15 protein-coding genes and 1 pseudogene are annotated in these 16,418 nt (G+C 40.9%); 11 read left to right on the top strand and 5 right to left on the bottom strand.

Features of this window, described 5'->3' with window-relative positions:
* Window positions 1-12 precede the first annotated feature (12 nt).
* The 8 genes from J0654_RS01275 to J0654_RS01310 all read left to right on the top strand — a co-directional run bounded on the left by J0654_RS01275 (window position 13) and on the right by J0654_RS01310 (window position 9,233).
* On the top strand, window positions 13-1,377 hold the full coding sequence (locus tag J0654_RS01275; protein ID WP_207025907.1) for a 3-keto-disaccharide hydrolase: 1,365 nt from the start codon (window positions 13-15) through the stop codon (window positions 1,375-1,377).
* Between the two features lie 4 nt (window positions 1,378-1,381).
* Entirely contained in the window at window positions 1,382-2,710 is a 1,329-nt protein-coding gene (locus tag J0654_RS01280) for a Gfo/Idh/MocA family oxidoreductase (protein WP_207025908.1), read from the top strand.
* A 6-nt stretch (window positions 2,711-2,716) separates the two neighbouring features.
* On the top strand, window positions 2,717-3,913 hold the full coding sequence (locus J0654_RS01285; protein WP_207025909.1) for a Gfo/Idh/MocA family protein: 1,197 nt from the start codon (window positions 2,717-2,719) through the stop codon (window positions 3,911-3,913).
* 38 nt (window positions 3,914-3,951) lie between these two features.
* Window positions 3,952-5,379 carry a glucuronate isomerase gene (uxaC, locus tag J0654_RS01290; RefSeq protein ID WP_207025910.1) on the top strand — a complete coding sequence of 476 codons (1,428 nt, stop codon included), beginning with the start codon at window positions 3,952-3,954 and terminating at the stop codon, window positions 5,377-5,379.
* A gap of 64 nt (window positions 5,380-5,443) precedes the next feature.
* Window positions 5,444-6,484 (top strand): sugar kinase, encoded by a 1,041-nt coding sequence (locus tag J0654_RS01295; protein ID WP_207025911.1) that lies wholly within the window; start codon window positions 5,444-5,446, stop codon window positions 6,482-6,484.
* Between the two features lie 11 nt (window positions 6,485-6,495).
* Window positions 6,496-7,167 carry a bifunctional 4-hydroxy-2-oxoglutarate aldolase/2-dehydro-3-deoxy-phosphogluconate aldolase gene (locus J0654_RS01300; RefSeq protein ID WP_207025912.1) on the top strand — a complete coding sequence of 224 codons (672 nt, stop codon included), beginning with the start codon at window positions 6,496-6,498 and terminating at the stop codon, window positions 7,165-7,167.
* A 548-nt stretch (window positions 7,168-7,715) separates the two neighbouring features.
* Complete coding sequence (locus tag J0654_RS01305) at window positions 7,716-8,813, top strand: PAS domain-containing sensor histidine kinase (RefSeq protein WP_207025913.1); 1,098 nt, start codon at window positions 7,716-7,718, stop codon at window positions 8,811-8,813.
* 12 nt (window positions 8,814-8,825) lie between these two features.
* Window positions 8,826-9,233, top strand: coding sequence for a response regulator (locus J0654_RS01310; RefSeq protein WP_207025914.1), 408 nt, complete (start codon window positions 8,826-8,828; stop codon window positions 9,231-9,233).
* Between the two features lie 19 nt (window positions 9,234-9,252).
* On the opposite strand, the gene J0654_RS01315 is transcribed toward J0654_RS01310, so the two are convergent.
* The 5 genes and pseudogenes from J0654_RS01315 to J0654_RS01335 form a co-directional block, all read right to left on the bottom strand.
* Complete coding sequence (locus J0654_RS01315) at window positions 9,253-9,573, bottom strand: recombinase family protein (protein WP_207025915.1); 321 nt, start codon at window positions 9,571-9,573, stop codon at window positions 9,253-9,255.
* Between the two features lie 757 nt (window positions 9,574-10,330).
* Window positions 10,331-10,624, bottom strand: a complete 294-nt coding sequence (locus J0654_RS01320) for a cupin domain-containing protein (RefSeq protein ID WP_207025916.1) — start codon at window positions 10,622-10,624, stop codon at window positions 10,331-10,333.
* A gap of 2 nt (window positions 10,625-10,626) precedes the next feature.
* Entirely contained in the window at window positions 10,627-11,538 is a 912-nt protein-coding gene (locus J0654_RS01325) for a tryptophan 2,3-dioxygenase family protein (RefSeq protein WP_207025917.1), read from the bottom strand.
* 361 nt (window positions 11,539-11,899) lie between these two features.
* Complete coding sequence (locus J0654_RS01330) at window positions 11,900-12,196, bottom strand: hypothetical protein (RefSeq protein WP_207025918.1); 297 nt, start codon at window positions 12,194-12,196, stop codon at window positions 11,900-11,902.
* 6 nt (window positions 12,197-12,202) lie between these two features.
* A pseudogene (locus tag J0654_RS01335) lies at window positions 12,203-12,576 on the bottom strand (group III truncated hemoglobin).
* Window positions 12,577-12,714: 138 nt separating this feature from the next.
* Between J0654_RS01335 and J0654_RS01340 the strand changes: the two are divergent.
* The 3 genes from J0654_RS01340 to queD all read left to right on the top strand — a co-directional run bounded on the left by J0654_RS01340 (window position 12,715) and on the right by queD (window position 16,401).
* Window positions 12,715-13,293 (top strand): 5-formyltetrahydrofolate cyclo-ligase, encoded by a 579-nt coding sequence (locus tag J0654_RS01340; protein WP_207025919.1) that lies wholly within the window; start codon window positions 12,715-12,717, stop codon window positions 13,291-13,293.
* 398 nt (window positions 13,294-13,691) lie between these two features.
* Window positions 13,692-16,058 carry a nitric-oxide reductase large subunit gene (locus tag J0654_RS01345; protein ID WP_237685851.1) on the top strand — a complete coding sequence of 789 codons (2,367 nt, stop codon included), beginning with the start codon at window positions 13,692-13,694 and terminating at the stop codon, window positions 16,056-16,058.
* The gene (gene queD / locus J0654_RS01350) at window positions 16,045-16,401 is read left to right on the top strand and encodes a 6-carboxytetrahydropterin synthase QueD (protein ID WP_207025921.1); all 357 of its coding nucleotides are present in this window, start codon (window positions 16,045-16,047) and stop codon (window positions 16,399-16,401) included. Before J0654_RS01345 ends, queD begins: the two co-directional genes overlap by 14 nt.
* Window positions 16,402-16,418: the final 17 nt, after the last annotated feature.

Here is a 16,418-nt window from a genome sequence, read left to right on the forward strand (position 1 = left end):
ATGACACATAAAATGAACAAACTAACATATGGTGCACTGGCGCTTCTATTATGCTGGGCCTGTGCCAAAGCTCCCAAGGACGATACACCTTGGACCGATTTATACGATGGGACCCTCAACGGATGGAATCAAAAGGGAGGTGAAGCCAATTATACCGTTAACGGGGAGGAAATTGTAGGGGCAACGGTTCATGATACACCCAATTCCTTTTTGACAACGGATAAAATGTATGGGGACTTTATTTTAGAGTTGGACTATAAAGTTGACTCAACCATGAATTCGGGGATACAGATTCGAAGCAATAGTATCCCGTATTACCAAAATGGTCGGGTCCATGGGTATCAGATTGAAATCGATCCATCCGATAGGGCATGGAGTGCCGGTATTTATGATGAAGGCAGAAGAGGTTGGCTTGTTACCTTGGACAACAATCCAGAGGCACAAAAAGCCTTCAAACAAAACGATTGGAACCATTATCGTATCGAGGCCCTTGGCGATACTATTAAAACTTGGATCAACGGTGTGCCGGCAGCCCATTTGATCGATGATAAAACGTCAAGTGGCTTTATAGCCCTTCAGGTACACAGTATTGGAAAAGACCAAAAGGAAGGAACCGAGATTGCTTGGCGCAACATCAAAATTTTGACCGATAGCCTTTCAAAATATGCTAAACCAATGCCTTTGGCAGCGGTGGAGACCAAAAACCATGTTAATGTGGATGAGGCCAAAAATGGTTGGAAGTTGTTGTGGGATGGTAAGACCACAAATGGTTGGCGCGGAGCCCGATTGGACGATTTTCCAGATAAAGGTTGGGTCATTGAAAATGGCGAATTAACTGTTTTGTCCTCGGGAGGAGAGGAATCGGCAGCTGGAGGGGATATTGTCACCACCGATGTATATGGGGATTTTGAACTTATGGTAGATTTTAAACTGACCAGGGGAGCCAATAGCGGCATCAAATATTATGTAAACACCGATTTGAACAAGGGCCCAGGATCATCCATTGGATTGGAATATCAAATATTGGACGATGCCGTCCACCCGGATGCCAAATTGGGCAACCATGAAGGTAGCCGAACCTTGGCCTCTCTCTATGACCTTATAAAGGCCGACCCCAACAAGCCTGCAAATGCTATTGGGGAATGGAACACGGCCCATATAATTTCCAAAGGCTCGCATGTGGAGCATTGGCTCAACGGAATGAAAGTCTTGGAATATGAAAGGGGAAGCGATGCATTCAAAAAATTGGTTTCCGAGAGCAAGTATAAGGTATGGCCCTATTTTGGAGAGGCGCCGACAGGCCCCATCTTGTTGCAAGACCATGGGGACAGGGTCAATTTCAGGAACATTAAGATAAAAACCACCGAAAAGCAGTAAAATCATGACCACAAGACGCGATTTCATAAAAAAAACAACAACGGGAACCGCAGCCGTAACATTGGGCAGCATGGTATTTCCTTCTTGGGCCAATGCCCGCATTCTGGGAGCCAACGATCAAATCAATTGCGCGGTTATCGGTATACGGAGCCGAGGTAAGGCCCATGTATTGGCCATCCATCAAGATCCAAATGCCAAGATTTTATATAGTTGCGATGTTGATGATAAGATTCTTGAAGAACACAATACATGGTGCAAAAAACATATAGGCTACGTACCAAAGGTGGAAAAGGATTTTCGAAAGGTATTGGAAGATAAGGATGTGGACGCCATTTTTATCGCAACTCCCGAGCATTGGCATGCTCCCATGGCCATAATGGGCCTGCAAGCGGGAAAGCATGTTTATGTGGAGAAGCCCTGTAGCCACAATCCCTATGAAAACGACCTTTTGTTAGCTGCACGGAACAGGTATGGAAAAAATGTGCAAATGGGAAATCAACAACGATCGGCCAAAACTTCCAAAATGGCTATTGAGGATATCAAAAAGGGAGTGATTGGCAACGTGTTCAAAGGAGAGGCTTATTACTCCAACAATCGTGGGTCCATAGGCCACGGAAAGTTGATGGATGTACCCAAAACCCTAGACTGGGAACTATGGCAAGGTCCGGCCCCCCGTGAGGATTACAGAGATAATATCCACCCTTACAATTGGCATTGGTTCCGGAACTGGGGTACGGGAGAGATTCATAACAACGGTACCCATGAGATTGATATTTGCCGATGGGCCTTGGGCGTGGATCTGCCCGAAACGGTGACCGCCTTTGGCGGAAAGTATACTTATGATGATGATTGGGAATACCCGGACAATCAACAAGTGACCTATTCTTTTCCAGGAAATAAATTCATCACTTGGACCTCCCATAGCCGAGGTATCATGAAACCGGAAAGACCCGGACGGGGCATAACGATCTACGGCAGCAAAGGTGTTATGGAATTGAGTAGAAACTTTTACAAATTATATGGTTTGGATGGCAAGTTGTTGAAACAGGAAGATGAAGCTACCATTAGTGCCACCCTTAATACTCAAGGCATCGGCGGCTTGGATGTGGATCATGTGGCCAACTTTTTCAATGCCATCCGAAAAGACGCCTCCCTGAATTCCGATATTAGGGATGCCAGTGTTTCCACCATGCTCTGCCATTTGGGGAATATGGCTTACGATGCCGGACATACCATCGAAATAGATACCCAAACGGGCAAGGTGTTGAACAGTGAAAAAGCCATGCAAAGCTGGAAGAGGGATTATGAAAATGGATGGGAACCTAAACTATAGATAAAGATGAAACGAAGGGAATTTTTAGTAAAGGGTAGTTTGGCTGGTTCAGCGGCCCTATATGCTCCTACAGTCTTAGGGTTTGGAACACCAAGTGCCAATGAAACCATCAATGTCGGGGTAATTGGAACAGGAGACCGAGGCGGTGGACTAATCCCTTTCATCAATCAAATCCCGAATATGAGAGTGGTGGCCTGTAGTGATATCATACCTTTCAGGTTAAGCTCCGGCCTTTCCAAAGTGGAAGGTAAGGCCAAGGGCTATTCGGACTATAGAAAATTGTTGGAAGACAAGAACGTAGATGCCGTATTGGTGGCAACCCCGTTCAGTACGCATTCCCAAATTGTGGTCGAAGCCCTGAAAGCGGGCAAACATGTGTATGGGGAAAAAACCATGGCAAAGGGCTATGATGGGATAAAATCCATAGTCCACGCATCCGAAAATTCAGGAACCATTTTCCAAGCAGGTCACCAGTACCATAGTTCCCGTTTGTACACCCATATTGTAGATGAAATCAAAAAGGGCAAAATTGGCAAAATAACCGCTTTTGAATGCCAATGGAACAGAAACAATAATTGGCGAAGACCTGTGCCCGATCCCAAATGGGAGCGCATGATCAATTGGCGGATGTATCGGGAATTTTCGGGTGGGCTTTTGGCCGAACTTTGTTCACACCAATTGGATTTTGCCAATTGGGTACTCGGTTCCATGCCCGAAAGAGTGATGGGGATAGGTGGTATTGATTATTGGAAAGACGGCAGGGAAACGTATGATAACATCCATCTTATTTATAGCTACCCCGAAGGTGTGAGGACATCTTTCACATGTTTGACCAGTAATGCCATGGGCGATTATAAAGTAAAGGTAATGGGGGACAAAGGTGCCTATATTTTGGATTATGTAAAAGCATGGTATTACCCGGAAGGTAGTTATCAAAAAGAAATAGGCGAGGTCGATGGCGTTTCGGGGGCAACCCTGAACTGGGACCAAGGCAGGGGCATACCTGTAAAATTTGACCATGAGGACCCCAGTAAACAAGCCTTGATCGATTTTAGGGACAATATCGTGAACAACACCCTACCCATATCCAATGCAAAAACAGGAGCCATGGCCGCACTTTGTGTACAGATGGGCCTCGATGCCATGTATGGGAATACCATTGTGGAAACGGATGATAAAATGATTCATGAAATATTGGGATAGCCTGGAAATCTGCTGGAAGCAGCAATAATCAACCGAACATGGAAAAGAAGTTGAAGCAGAATTTTATAACGGATAATTTTTTACTGCATAACAAATATGCTGAAGAATTGTATCATGAATATGCGGCGAAGCAGCCCATCATTGACTATCACTGTCATCTTTCCCCGGCCCAAATTGCAAAAGATCATATTTTTGAGAACCTTACCCAGGCTTGGATTCAGGGCGACCATTATAAATGGCGGGCCATGCGAGCCGCAGGTGTCAATGAAAGGTATATTACCGGTAGTGCCGATGATAGGGAAAAATTTCAGGGATGGGCAGCCACAGTTCCATATACCTTAAGAAATCCACTATATCATTGGACGCATTTGGAACTCAAGCGATATTTTGATATTGATTTGTTACTCAACAATGATACGGCCCATGAAATTTACCAAGAAACATCCGTAAAATTGAAAAGTGGGGCCTACAGTTGCCAAAACCTTATTCAAGACATGAATGTTGAGGTAGTCTGTACCACGGAGGATCCAACAGATACGTTGGAGCATCATCAACAACTTGCAAAAAGTGGATATGAGGTTCATATAAACACTTCATTCAGACCGGATAAGGCCTTACTGATTTCACATGAAGGATATAATTCATATCTGGATGTACTCGGAGAGATAAGTGGTATGGAAATAACATCCTATAAAACTTTATGTGATGCATTGGCCAAACGGATTGCCTATTTTCATGAAAATGGATGTCGGTTATCAGACCATGGATTGAATTATATTCCATTTGTGGAAGCTTCGACCCATGAGCTGGAATCAATTTTTACCAAGAGTAGAAAAGAAGAAAATCTGACTCGTGACGAAGTTGATAAGTACCAAACCGCACTCTTGTTGTTTTTGGGAGAACAGTACCATGCCAAAGGTTGGGTACAGCAATTTCACTTGGGGGCACTTCGCAACAACAACTCCCGTAAGTTTAGGGAATTGGGACCGGATACCGGATGGGATTCCATAGGGGATTATCCACAGGCTTATACACTGTCCCGCTACTTGGATGCATTGGATACCGACGACAACCTTGCAAAAACAATACTTTATAATCTGAATCCGGCAGACAACGAAATGTTGGCCGCTATGATTGGTAATTTTAACGACGGCAGTATAAAAGGAAAGATGCAATTTGGGTCTGGTTGGTGGTTCTTGGACCAAAAAGATGGTATTACAAAACAGTTGAACGCACTTTCCAATATGGGACTGTTAAGTTGTTTTATTGGCATGCTCACCGATTCTAGAAGTTTTCTTTCCTATCCACGACATGAATATTTTAGAAGGGTGCTCTGTAATATTTTGGGTGAAGAGATGCAGAAAGGTGAATTGCCCGAGGAAATGGATTTAATTGGGAAAATGGTGGTGGACATCTGCTATCAAAATGCGAAAGAATATTTTAAATTTAATGCAATACATAAATGATGGTCGAAACCATTGACCATAGGATAATGGGCGCAGGAAAGAATAATTGGAGAAACAGTAAATTATGAATAAGGTAGTTACATTCGGAGAGATCATGTTGCGGTTGTCACCTCCCGGTTTTTTGAGATTTTCACAAACCAATTCGTTTGATGTGGTCTATGGGGGAGGAGAGTCCAATGTGGCGGTCTCCTTGGCCAATTATGGTATTCCAGTGGATTTTGTTACGAGGTTGCCCAAGAACGATATTGGGGAATGTGCACTTATGGAAATGCGAAAGCGTGGTGTAGGTGTGGATAAAATTGTTTTTGGTGGAGACCGCTTGGGCATATACTTTTTGGAAACCGGGGCAGTAAGTAGGGGCAGCAAGGTAATTTATGATAGGGCCCATTCCGCCATGGCCGAAATTCAAAAAGGCATGATAGATTGGGACTTTGTGTTTGATGGGGTCTCATGGTTCCATTGGACAGGGATTACCCCAGCCATCTCACAAGGTGCCGCCGACGCTTGTCTGGAAGCTGTACAGACTGCAAAGAAACGTGGCATCACTGTATCCACCGATCTGAATTACAGGGCCAAACTTTGGAAATACGGTGTGGAACCAGAAGCCATAATGACCGAGCTTACTTCCTATTGCGATATTATTTTGGGTAACGAGGAAGATGCCGAAAAGCATTTCGGTATAAAACCAGAAGGGCTGGATATCACTACCCAGGGAGAACATGTAAAAGCGGAAGCATTTCTTTCTGTTTGTAAGCAGATGATGAAGAAATTTCCCTATGCCAAAAAAGTGATAACGACCCTTCGCGGGTCAATAAGTGCTTCCCATAACACATGGGCTGGCGTACTGTACGACGGAAAAAAGATGTATAAATCGCCGGAATACCAAATTACCCATATTGTGGACAGGGTTGGTGGAGGAGACTCGTTTATGGGTGGCCTTATATACGGGCTGCTAAACTATCCGAACGATGATCAAAAGGCACTGAATTTTGCGGTGGCCGCTTCCTGTTTGAAGCATACCATAATGGGAGACGCCAACTTGGTGACCGTGGAAGAAGTGGAAAAATTGATGGGAGGCGATGCCTCCGGAAGAGTGGCGAGATAAATTAAGAAACTATGGCAAAATATTCAAGAATTGAGGTGGCACTCGCAATGGAAGACACCGGTATGGTACCGCTATTTTACCACCCAGATGTGGAATTGGGAAAAAAGGTGCTCAAAGCCTGCTACGAAGGAGGTTCTCGATTGATGGAGTTTACGGCAAGAGGCGATTTCGCTTTCGAGAGTTTCCTTGAACTGAGCAAATATGCATTGCAGGAACTCCCGGGAATGATCATGGGTGTGGGATCGATTACCGATGCCGCGGCGGCCTCAATGTTCATCCAGATGGGAGCAAACTTTGTAGTCACACCTTCGTTAAGGGAAGATATAGCAATTACGTGTAACCGAAAAAAGATATTGTACTTACCGGGCTGTGGCAGTTTAACAGAAATTAATCGTGCAGAGGAACTAGGGTGTGAGATTGTAAAGCTTTTTCCTGGGTCTGTTTATGCCCCGGGATTTGTAAAGGCGATCAAAGGCCCACAACCCTGGACCAAGGTAATGCCAACCGGAGGTGTCGACATTAATGAGGAGAATCTTAGGGAATGGTTCAAGGCAGGTGTTACCTGTGTAGGCATTGGATCCAAGCTGATAAGCAAGGAAATTTTGGAATCGGGAGATTTTGATAGCTTGAGAGAAAGGGTCAAAATTTCTTTGGCGACCATAACAAAGATTAGAAACGCATAAGAAAACCATTAAATTTCATCGCTTTTTGAACTTTAATATCTTTTAGGTTTAGAGATTTTGAATTTCATTCCAGTCTAATTTAGTGATTGTATTTCCTTTCAATATTAGGATATAGGCCTCTTTATCTTTTGCTGTTCCATAATAATCCATATTTATTAAAGTGTATGTGTAGCATTCGCTAAAAATGTAGCCTTACCCTTTTTAGGGATGCCTATAAATCAGCTTGCTCAGTAATTCAATAAGAGAAACTCTTTCCGAACTCAATCCAAGATGCTCCAAATTGGTTAGAGCAGCATAACAACTGTATATGGATAATACAAAAACTGAAATACCTAATAGAACTTTGATTATTCACAATGATTTATTAACAGTCCTCCATGTTTGGTTCGCTTGCTTAGGGTTATCAACAATGGTAATTAAAACCTTAAATGACAATAAGCACAGGATAAGACCGTTTATTTTATTAAAGTTTCATTTATTAGGAAATATCTTACTTGTAATTAATGTTTTTTCAGCTACAGAAATGTCGATGATTCATTTATAATCTTATGTTTAAAAACATATTTACTCAAACTGACATGAAACAAACACCAAAAAAAAGATTCTCAGAGTTGGAACAACAAAAAAACGCATTGGACCAATCTGCAATGGTGGCCATCACTGACACTAGTGGTAACATTACTTATGTTAATAATAAGTTCTGTGAGGTTTCTCAATATACTAGCCAGGAATTAATTGGACAAAACCATAGAATAATCAATTCTGGGTTGCATGACAATTCTTTTTTCAGAAACCTTTGGAGAACTATCTCAAGTGGTAACACTTGGCAAGGGGAAATTAGAAATCAGGCCAAGGATAATTCATATTACTGGGTGTACACGACTATAGTTCCCTTTCTTGACGAAAATGGCCAGCCATACCAATACGTTTCAATACGTTTTGATATTACTAATCAAAAAAAGCAAGAGTTGGAACTGCTTCATCGAAACGAACAATTGGCAGATTTCTGTTCTATTGTTTCCCATAACCTTAGGGCGCCCCTTTCAAACCTCATACTTTTAACTTCAATGATAGAGAAATCTAACGATGTCAATGAACAAAAAGAACTAGTGGAAATGATATCCAAACCGGTAAACCTCTTAAATGAGACTTTCAATGAATTAGTCGAGTCCATCCAAGTTTTGAATAATCCTAAAATTCAAAAGGAAGAACTTTATTTTCAAGATTGTTTCGACCAAGTTATTGGTACCCTTAATGTTAAACAGTTATTTCCGGAGATTGTTATTATTACAAATTTCAATGATGCATCCCATATTATCTATCCCAAAAACTACTTGATCAGCATCTTTCATAACTTAATAAGCAATGCCATCAAATATCGATCACCCAATAGAACATTGATTATCAAAATTGCCACATACAAAGCGAATTCATCAATTTGGTTGAAGGTAGCTGACAATGGCTTGGGAATAGATTTAGAAGCATATGGAAATAAATTATTCGGATTGCAGAAGACTTTTCATGGAAACGAGGATGCCAAAGGTTTTGGGTTGTTTATGACCAAAACACAGGTTCAATCCATGGGCGGTATCATTTTTGCAGAAAGTGAACCAGACTTGGGCAGCACATTTTATGTCAAATTTTAAATATTTCATTTTATGAATGCAATAGATACTCTATACTTGATTGATGATGATGATACTTATCAATTCATTGTGAAAAAAACCATTTCATCGACCAGATTGGTCAAAAGCATTAAAATATTTTCCAATGGTAAATTGGCCATCGATTTTTTAGAATCAGTATTGGGAAATGTAAATGAAATTCCCGATGTTATTTTACTTGATTTATCAATGCCAGTGATGGATGGATGGCAATTTTTAGAGCGTTATTTCTTATTGAAGCCTAGAATTGCGAAAAAAATAGTTGTCTATATTGTTTCATCCTCAATTGACCCTAGTGATGTAGAGAGGGCAAAAAGCATTAGTGAAGTGACCGATTATTTTGTCAAACCTTTGACAAAGGAAAAATTGATATTAATGCTTGAAAGTATTCAACTATCTTGATTAAAGTGAATTTCACTTTTCATAGGGGTGAAAATTGACAAAAAATGGCCATGAAATTCTCCTGAATGCTTTTGAAGTGGATTCCCTTCTTTTCAAAATCTTCGATGAGTTTAATGAGATGTGAAAGGCTTCTGGCGATTCGGTCCAGTTTCCAGACTACAAGAGTGTCACCTTCACGCAAAATGGATAAAAGTTCATCAAGACCCTTTTTTTTCGCTTTTGCCCGAGATGAAATATCCGCATAGATGTTCTTGGGTTTGATACCTTCCTTTAAAAAGGCATCCACCTGTAAATCGTGTTTCTGTGATTTTGTGCTCACTCTTGCATAACCGAACTTCATCTTAGGTGTAAAAAAGGGTATATAAGGTAAACTATTTAAGTGTACCGAAAAGTAAACTCTTTAGAATCAGTAGACTCATTTTTACAATGAAAGTTCAATAAAACGGTGGATTAATGATTATTAAGAGGAGAAATAGTTGGATACTATAAGTGGGATATTTTTCTATCTCATTTAGTTATAATTCCGTATTTTTAAAATTGAAAGTCCAAAAATCACGGGGAAGTTCCTATAGGGTGCCTTTTTTTGGATGGTCGAGAAAAAACTCTGGCAACATAAGGGGTTATAGATGATTGGTTAAAACTGCCGCCCCGACTAAAAAATAGTCTCATTTGATATTAAATGGGACCATAAATAATTAAAAACCAGAAAATTAATATTTTCTGGTTTTTTTATGCCCGAATTTAATTTGGACTAAAGACGTATTTTAGGGTGTCCTATTTTTATCCAAAATCCCCAGACCTAGTTTCATTATTGGGGTTTAAAGTTTTGGTTCTAATCCATTAAGGATCTAGGTGCAAATATTCAATGGGTTAAATACAATTAATATGAAATCTCTCCAAAATTTATTCATTTGCCCAATGAAAACATATCGAAACAGTAAAAACACCTATTAGGTTACCTTTTTTGAAAAAAAGTAATGTTTTGGTTTAAAGTTGGGCACTGAAAATTTTTAGTCAGTCAAGCTTAAAAATATCCAGATTTCTGGATTTGATCATAAAAAAACAGGGTGTTCTTTTTGACAGTTTTCTGTCCTTGCTCAGATGAATTGTATTTTAGATTCCACAGCCATTATGACTAGCGCCTTCAACTCTTTTAGGACCGTCAGTGTATGTTCTTTTTGAGCAGGAATGATAGATACATCACCTAGGCCTATTTTATATTCGGTATCTGGCATTTTTATCAACGCTTCCCCTTGTTTGACCACAAGAACCACTTCTCCGGTACTATGGTGAGGTGGCATGATCATGCCATTAAGCCCTGTTATCTCCAGAACCTTATATGTTGTCCCTACGGTCATATCCTTTATTTGGGGTCTGTTCATTGTTTCCATAATCAATTGTTTTTGATTTCTCCCCATTGTTCCTTTTCAATATCGCTCCAAAGTGTTGGGAAGAATTTACGCTGTTGGAATCTTGGATGTAAGTATTTTTTCCATTGTGACCCTCCAGTGGCCATCTTCTGCTTATTGTCACGTTCTAGATAATGGCTAGCGGTCGTTAAGTGTACCATGGGCCATTTCACATTATAGAGGAGATCAAACTCCTTGAGAGCATCGAGTAGTAGAGCCGATATGCCCTTCATTTCTCCGATTCGGTCCTGTAGGGTTCGTCCATCCATTTTTTTTGCAAAGGTTATGAGATCGTCCAGATATCTTTCCTCAAATCTTTGTAATGTCCAGGTCTTTTTTTGGCTCGTACGGTCATGGCCTGCATCCTTCCAATAGATATGTTCAAAATAATCCGAAATGGAAGGGTTTTTGGGCAACCTTTTCCTGCCTTCCCTGTTAATAAGGTTTTTCAAAGGGGTGCACAGGATTTCTATATATCGGAATTGAACACTCTGGAAACCACTGGCAGGCGTTAATGTCTTTCGAAACTCTTGGTATTCCCCATAGTCCATTCCATCTTTCATGATATCAAAAGAATTGATGAGCATGGAAGTGTATCGTGTGCAACGTTTGATTTTTGTGAGCATATAATGTTCATTGATCTCATCCCTGTCCACAAGTTGTTCCAGTTCATGGCGTATCATCTTTAAAAAGAGCTCCGTGACTTGATGATACATGATAAAGATGGTTTCATCCTTGAAAGGGGTGCGTGGCTTTTGCAGGCTCAATAAAGTATCAACTTCGATATAGTCCCAATAGGTGATGGGGTTGGCATGGAGCAATCCTTCCAAATAAGTTTCTGGGTTTTCACCCATTTCCAGGTATTTGTCCATGAGCCGGTCGATGGTATTCGACATATTTTGAATTTAGTAAGGTTACTGTCCAAAAAATAATTGACCCCCTATGGTATGGTGAGTCCTTCAAAAATCATCGTTATGTGCCAATGACTTTTTGAGATCCAGTATAGGCTCCTTGTACCAAGTGTCCGATATTATCTGGCACTTTAATGGCAGGTCGTTAGCAAATATAACACTAAAATTATTTCGGATAAAATTATCCGAAATAAATATTACGCTTGTATTGTTCCTTGGGAAAGGAGGGGTGTTTTGGCATAAAAAGAGGATGTTAATTGAGTTACTACAAAGGAAGAGATTTGCTGCTGTATGGTGATTTAGGATAGGTTCATTGGAATCAATGGGGATGATCCAAGAGGGTAGTTTACCTAAAGGTCACGTTTTCAGTTTCAATATCAAAGATATCCTGTTTTAAGGTAGAGCGGAGGTAGACAATGATATCTTTTTTAGTAAAGTTCGATCTATACTCAAATCTTACGCTGCTACTGTTGGCATAGCATAGGGTGTTTTCCTTGGAGCTATTTGATATATAGGATATGTTATAATACCGAGCCAATCGTTGTATGAATTCCTTTTTTATTTCAAGGGTCATCAACTCATCCTTGGAATAAAAGGATTGACTGGACTTCTCGATAAATATTTCCGAAAGTATGACCTTCATAGGCATTTATGTATTGTCTCGGTTGAAATATTCGATTTTCAATTGGAACATCTCTGCCATTTTTGCGGCCCTGATTTTGGCTTCTTCAGCTTTTTACCGATAAAGTTCTCATCAATGGTCTCAAAAAAAAGATGCTTCCAACGCTCGAAGTGTTTCCCTTCCACCGCTAGTTTGAGATGAGGAGCGAATGGGCTGCCATGGTAGGTGTGGTCCTCCAAGAGCACGGTTTGCCAAAAGCTGTACATTTTTTCCAAATGGTTGGGCCAATTGTCCTGTATCACCTCATTGAAAATATGGGCGAGCAAGTCATCCTTGCGAACTTTTCCATAAAAGCTGTCGACCAGTTGTTGGATTTCTTCCAAACTTTCAATCTGTTTCATTGCTGTCAATTATTTTAGGGGGTTGTAAGTGATGCTCCCTTTGTACCATATGATCCGTTGATAAGTGGGATAAAACATCCAAAGTTAAAAAGAATCCAAAATAACTAGGATAAATTTGTCCGAAAATAAACGGTTCAAATGAAGTCGGCTATTCGAACACAGAAACAAACCATAAGAAATCAGATGTTGAGGTATAGGGATCAGATGCCCAAATCACAAAAATTGGTTTATGATGAATGGATATGTGTAAGCCTATGGGAAGAGGTGGTATCCCGTCAGGTCAAAACATTGCACGCATATTTGCCCATGGGCTCTGAAATTGATATTAGTCCCTTTATAGAACAATGTCTTGAGAAGGGGCTTGTGGTAGTAGTACCAAAAACCTTACCGAAAAGAAGGTTCGAAAATTTAATCCTGACTTCCTTGCAAGCGTTGGAGAATGGTGTGTTCGGGACGAGATTCCCTTCAGGAAACCATATTTTTCAAGGAGTGTATGATATGATGATCATACCTGGATTGGCCTATGATTCAAAAGGCTATCGACTTGGGTATGGGGGTGGATATTACGATACTTTCTTGGCAAAGCAAAACAACGCATTCAAAATCGGAATTTGCTACCCTTTTCAAAAAATGGAAAGCCTACCGAAAGAGTCCCACGATATCCAATTGGATAAGGTGCTGAGCACCTTTGATATCGAAGATGGACAAAATAGGTAGCCACTTGTATGTATCAGGGTTGTTTCATTAATGATCAGGTTTTAATGCTCGATTCACTCCTATTGCCAAGCGGTACATAAGGTAGCCATGGAATAAAAGAGGGAAAAAATACATGTATTGGATAATATCCCTGAGATTTTATTGAGGACAGTGGAACTGTACAGTATTTGATTTCCTATTTAACCCATTTTGTCTATCATTTTAAAGAAGTGATAAGAATTAAATTTTCAGTAATACGTCTTTACTAATAAAATATAAAAAGGTCATTTAATATTATATTAAATAAATTTGTTTTATTTTGGGGCCGAGATTTTTGTTTCGAACCATTCATACGAAAGGGGAGGAGCGAAACTCTTGATCGTATCATTGACCAATCAAAAACTTTAAGTGTGTGTAACATGAAGAACAAAAAAGCGGTTTCAGATAAAAAGGGTTTCAAAAAGAACATTGATTATTGGATGAATACCAAAAATTGGTGGGGGCCATTATTGTTCATATTGATCATAAGCTTGGCAGGCGTTGGCATGATCGGGTTTCAAACGTACAACGATGCACCACCTATGACAGGTTTCCAGAACCAGGATGGAACACTGCTGATAAGCAAGACGGACATAGAAAAGGGTCAGATCGTCTTCCATAAGTATGCGCTGATGGAATATGGGGCCTTCTTTGGGGATGGGGCACAACGAGGCCCTGATTTTACTGCTGAGGCCCTTCATCAGATAACCATACATGTCAATGATTACTATCAAAAGCAATACCTGGTTGAAAATGGTCGCCCCGCTTATCTCGATGAACAAAAAGTAATTGCCGAAAGGGTGAAACGGGAGCTCAAGAATAATGGTTATGACAGTACAGAGGATATTGTTGTATTGAGCGATGCCTACGTGTATGCTTTGGAAAAAGTCAGGAATTACTATTTAAATGTTTTCTTGGATACTTCCAGTGAGAGTTCTTTTCCCTTGAAGAATTATATAACCGATAAAGAGGAGCTTCTTCATCTTTCCAATTTCTTTTTTTGGGGGGCATGGGTTTGTGTCACCGAAAGACCGGGCGAGGATTTTAGTTACACGCATAATTGGCCCTATGATGAAGAGGCAGGCAATACCCCAACTTCCCCAGTGGTTTTGTGGAGTGTGTTGGGGTTGTTGGCCTTTGTGCTTATGTGTGGGGTGGTATTGTACTTCATAGGACAGTACAATCAGTTGTCGAACAAATTTTTCAAACCTTCCGCCAAAGAATTATTGACGGCCAGAAGTGTCAGGGACTTTGTGCCTACTAAAACCCAAAGAGCGTCGTACAAATTTTTCTTTGTGGCCATTGTTTTGTTTTTTGTACAGGTATCAAGTGGTTTTGTGACCATTAATGAATTTGTGGATTATCTGGGTTTTTTTGGTGTTGACCTCTCGGAATCTTTCCCTATCACGGTTTCCAGAAGTTGGCACTTGATGCTCTCTCTATATTGGATATCGACTTGCTGGATTGCTTCTTCCATTTTCATTCTACCGATTTTGGCCAAAAAGGAAGTGGAACATCAGCTTCGACTGATCAATTTGCTTTTTGTTCTTTTAGTGGTTCTGGTCGCTGGTTCCCTAACAGGCATGGTCATGGGCCCTATGGGACTTTTAGGGGATTGGTGGCATGCTTTGGGACATCAAGGATGGGAGTTCGTTGATTTCGGACAGGCTTTCCAGATACTGCTCATGCTTATCTTTGTGCTATGGAGCATTGTGGTGTTCAGAGGTATCAGACCTGCATTTGTCAAGGGGATGCCCTGGAATCTTCCCAATTGGATCATGTATTCCATAATTGGTATTCCCCTATTGTTTATCTCTGGTTTTGTGGCCCGACCGGAAACCAATTTTGTTATTGCCGATTTTTGGAGATGGATGGTGGTACATATGTGGGTAGAGGCATTTTTTGAAGTGTTCATTACCGTTATCGTGAGCTACCTTATGGTGTTGATGGGGCTTGTGAGTAGAAATGCCGCCATAAGGGTCATCTATTTTGCCACCATTCTATTTTTGGGCACTGGTCTTTTGGGGATTTCCCACAATTTTTATTGGAATGCCAAGCCTGTGGCGACGATGGCCTTGGGCAGTATATTTTCCACATTACAATTCGTACCCCTTATTTTATTGACCGTAGAGGCTTGGCGGTTCAAGAACATGCCCCGAATTGCCCTTGAGGGAATCAAGCCGAGCGAATTGGGTGATTTCGGGTTTTCAGAGGTGTTTTTGTTTTTGATCGCAGTGAATTTTTGGAACTTCTTTGGGGCGGGAGTATTGGGAATCATTATCAATTTGCCCATAATGAACTATTATGAGCACGGCACGTATCTAACCGTAAACCATGCCCATGCCGCTCTGATGGGGGTATATGGGAACATTTCGCTCGCGGCCATGTTATTTGCCTCCAAACTGTTGTTCAAAAGTAAGCGATGGAATAAAAAATTGGTCAAGGTTTCTTTTTGGTCCATTAATATTGGTTTGATGCTGATGGTGGTCTTGGACCTTCTTCCAGCAGGTACCATTCAATTCAAAGCGGTGGTCGAGAATGGACTTTGGTTTGCCAGGTCCGATGAGTTCATTGGTGGTGGGGTGTTCCAATCCCTGACCTGGTTGAGAGGTATAGGGGCCTGTGTTTTTCTTTTTGGGGGAGTAGTTCCCTTACTGTTGTTCATCATATCAAGGGCGAGTTCCTTGAAACGTTCCGGGGACACAGAAACAAGTTTGATACAAATATCAAGACATGATAATATGTAAACATTTCAGCTTTGATTCGGCCCACTTTTTACCGAAGGTGCCAGAGGGGCATAAATGTAGGGGGATTCATGGCCATACCTACCGATTGACCTTGTATTTTGAAGGTAAATTGGATAATGAATTTGGATGGGTCATGGATTTCACGGACATAAAAGAAGCGGTCAACCCAATAATTGAGCGTGTTGACCACAAACTGTTGAATAATATAGCGGGACTGGAAAACCCCACATGCGAGCATATTGCAATTTGGTTGTGGAATAAGATCAAGGACAAAGTTCCACAGCTCAGCAGGATTAGACTGTATGAAACCCCTACATCTGGGGTTGTTTATGAAGGCGTATAGACGATAGGGAAAAAGCA

The organism is Flagellimonas profundi (assembly GCF_017313275.1).
Taxonomy (GTDB): domain Bacteria; phylum Bacteroidota; class Bacteroidia; order Flavobacteriales; family Flavobacteriaceae; genus Flagellimonas; species Flagellimonas profundi.

Excerpts from the sequence above, each read along its gene's own strand:
- J0654_RS01275 (WP_207025907.1), top strand. The coding sequence starts at position 13 with ATGAACAAACTAACATATGGTGCACTGGCGCTTCTATTATGCTGGGCC.
- J0654_RS01280 (WP_207025908.1), top strand. The coding sequence starts at position 1,382 with ATGACCACAAGACGCGATTTCATAAAAAAAACAACAACGGGAACCGCA.
- J0654_RS01285 (WP_207025909.1), top strand. The coding sequence starts at position 2,717 with ATGAAACGAAGGGAATTTTTAGTAAAGGGTAGTTTGGCTGGTTCAGCG.
- uxaC (WP_207025910.1), top strand. The coding sequence starts at position 3,952 with ATGGAAAAGAAGTTGAAGCAGAATTTTATAACGGATAATTTTTTACTG.
- J0654_RS01295 (WP_207025911.1), top strand. The coding sequence starts at position 5,444 with ATGAATAAGGTAGTTACATTCGGAGAGATCATGTTGCGGTTGTCACCT.
- J0654_RS01300 (WP_207025912.1), top strand. The coding sequence starts at position 6,496 with ATGGCAAAATATTCAAGAATTGAGGTGGCACTCGCAATGGAAGACACC.
- J0654_RS01305 (WP_207025913.1), top strand. The coding sequence starts at position 7,716 with ATGTTTAAAAACATATTTACTCAAACTGACATGAAACAAACACCAAAA.
- J0654_RS01310 (WP_207025914.1), top strand. The coding sequence starts at position 8,826 with ATGAATGCAATAGATACTCTATACTTGATTGATGATGATGATACTTAT.
- J0654_RS01315 (WP_207025915.1), bottom strand. The coding sequence starts at position 9,573 with ATGAAGTTCGGTTATGCAAGAGTGAGCACAAAATCACAGAAACACGAT.
- J0654_RS01320 (WP_207025916.1), bottom strand. The coding sequence starts at position 10,624 with ATGGAAACAATGAACAGACCCCAAATAAAGGATATGACCGTAGGGACA.
- J0654_RS01325 (WP_207025917.1), bottom strand. The coding sequence starts at position 11,538 with ATGTCGAATACCATCGACCGGCTCATGGACAAATACCTGGAAATGGGT.
- J0654_RS01330 (WP_207025918.1), bottom strand. The coding sequence starts at position 12,196 with ATGAAGGTCATACTTTCGGAAATATTTATCGAGAAGTCCAGTCAATCC.
- J0654_RS01340 (WP_207025919.1), top strand. The coding sequence starts at position 12,715 with ATGAAGTCGGCTATTCGAACACAGAAACAAACCATAAGAAATCAGATG.
- J0654_RS01345 (WP_237685851.1), top strand. The coding sequence starts at position 13,692 with ATGAAGAACAAAAAAGCGGTTTCAGATAAAAAGGGTTTCAAAAAGAAC.
- queD (WP_207025921.1), top strand. The coding sequence starts at position 16,045 with ATGATAATATGTAAACATTTCAGCTTTGATTCGGCCCACTTTTTACCG.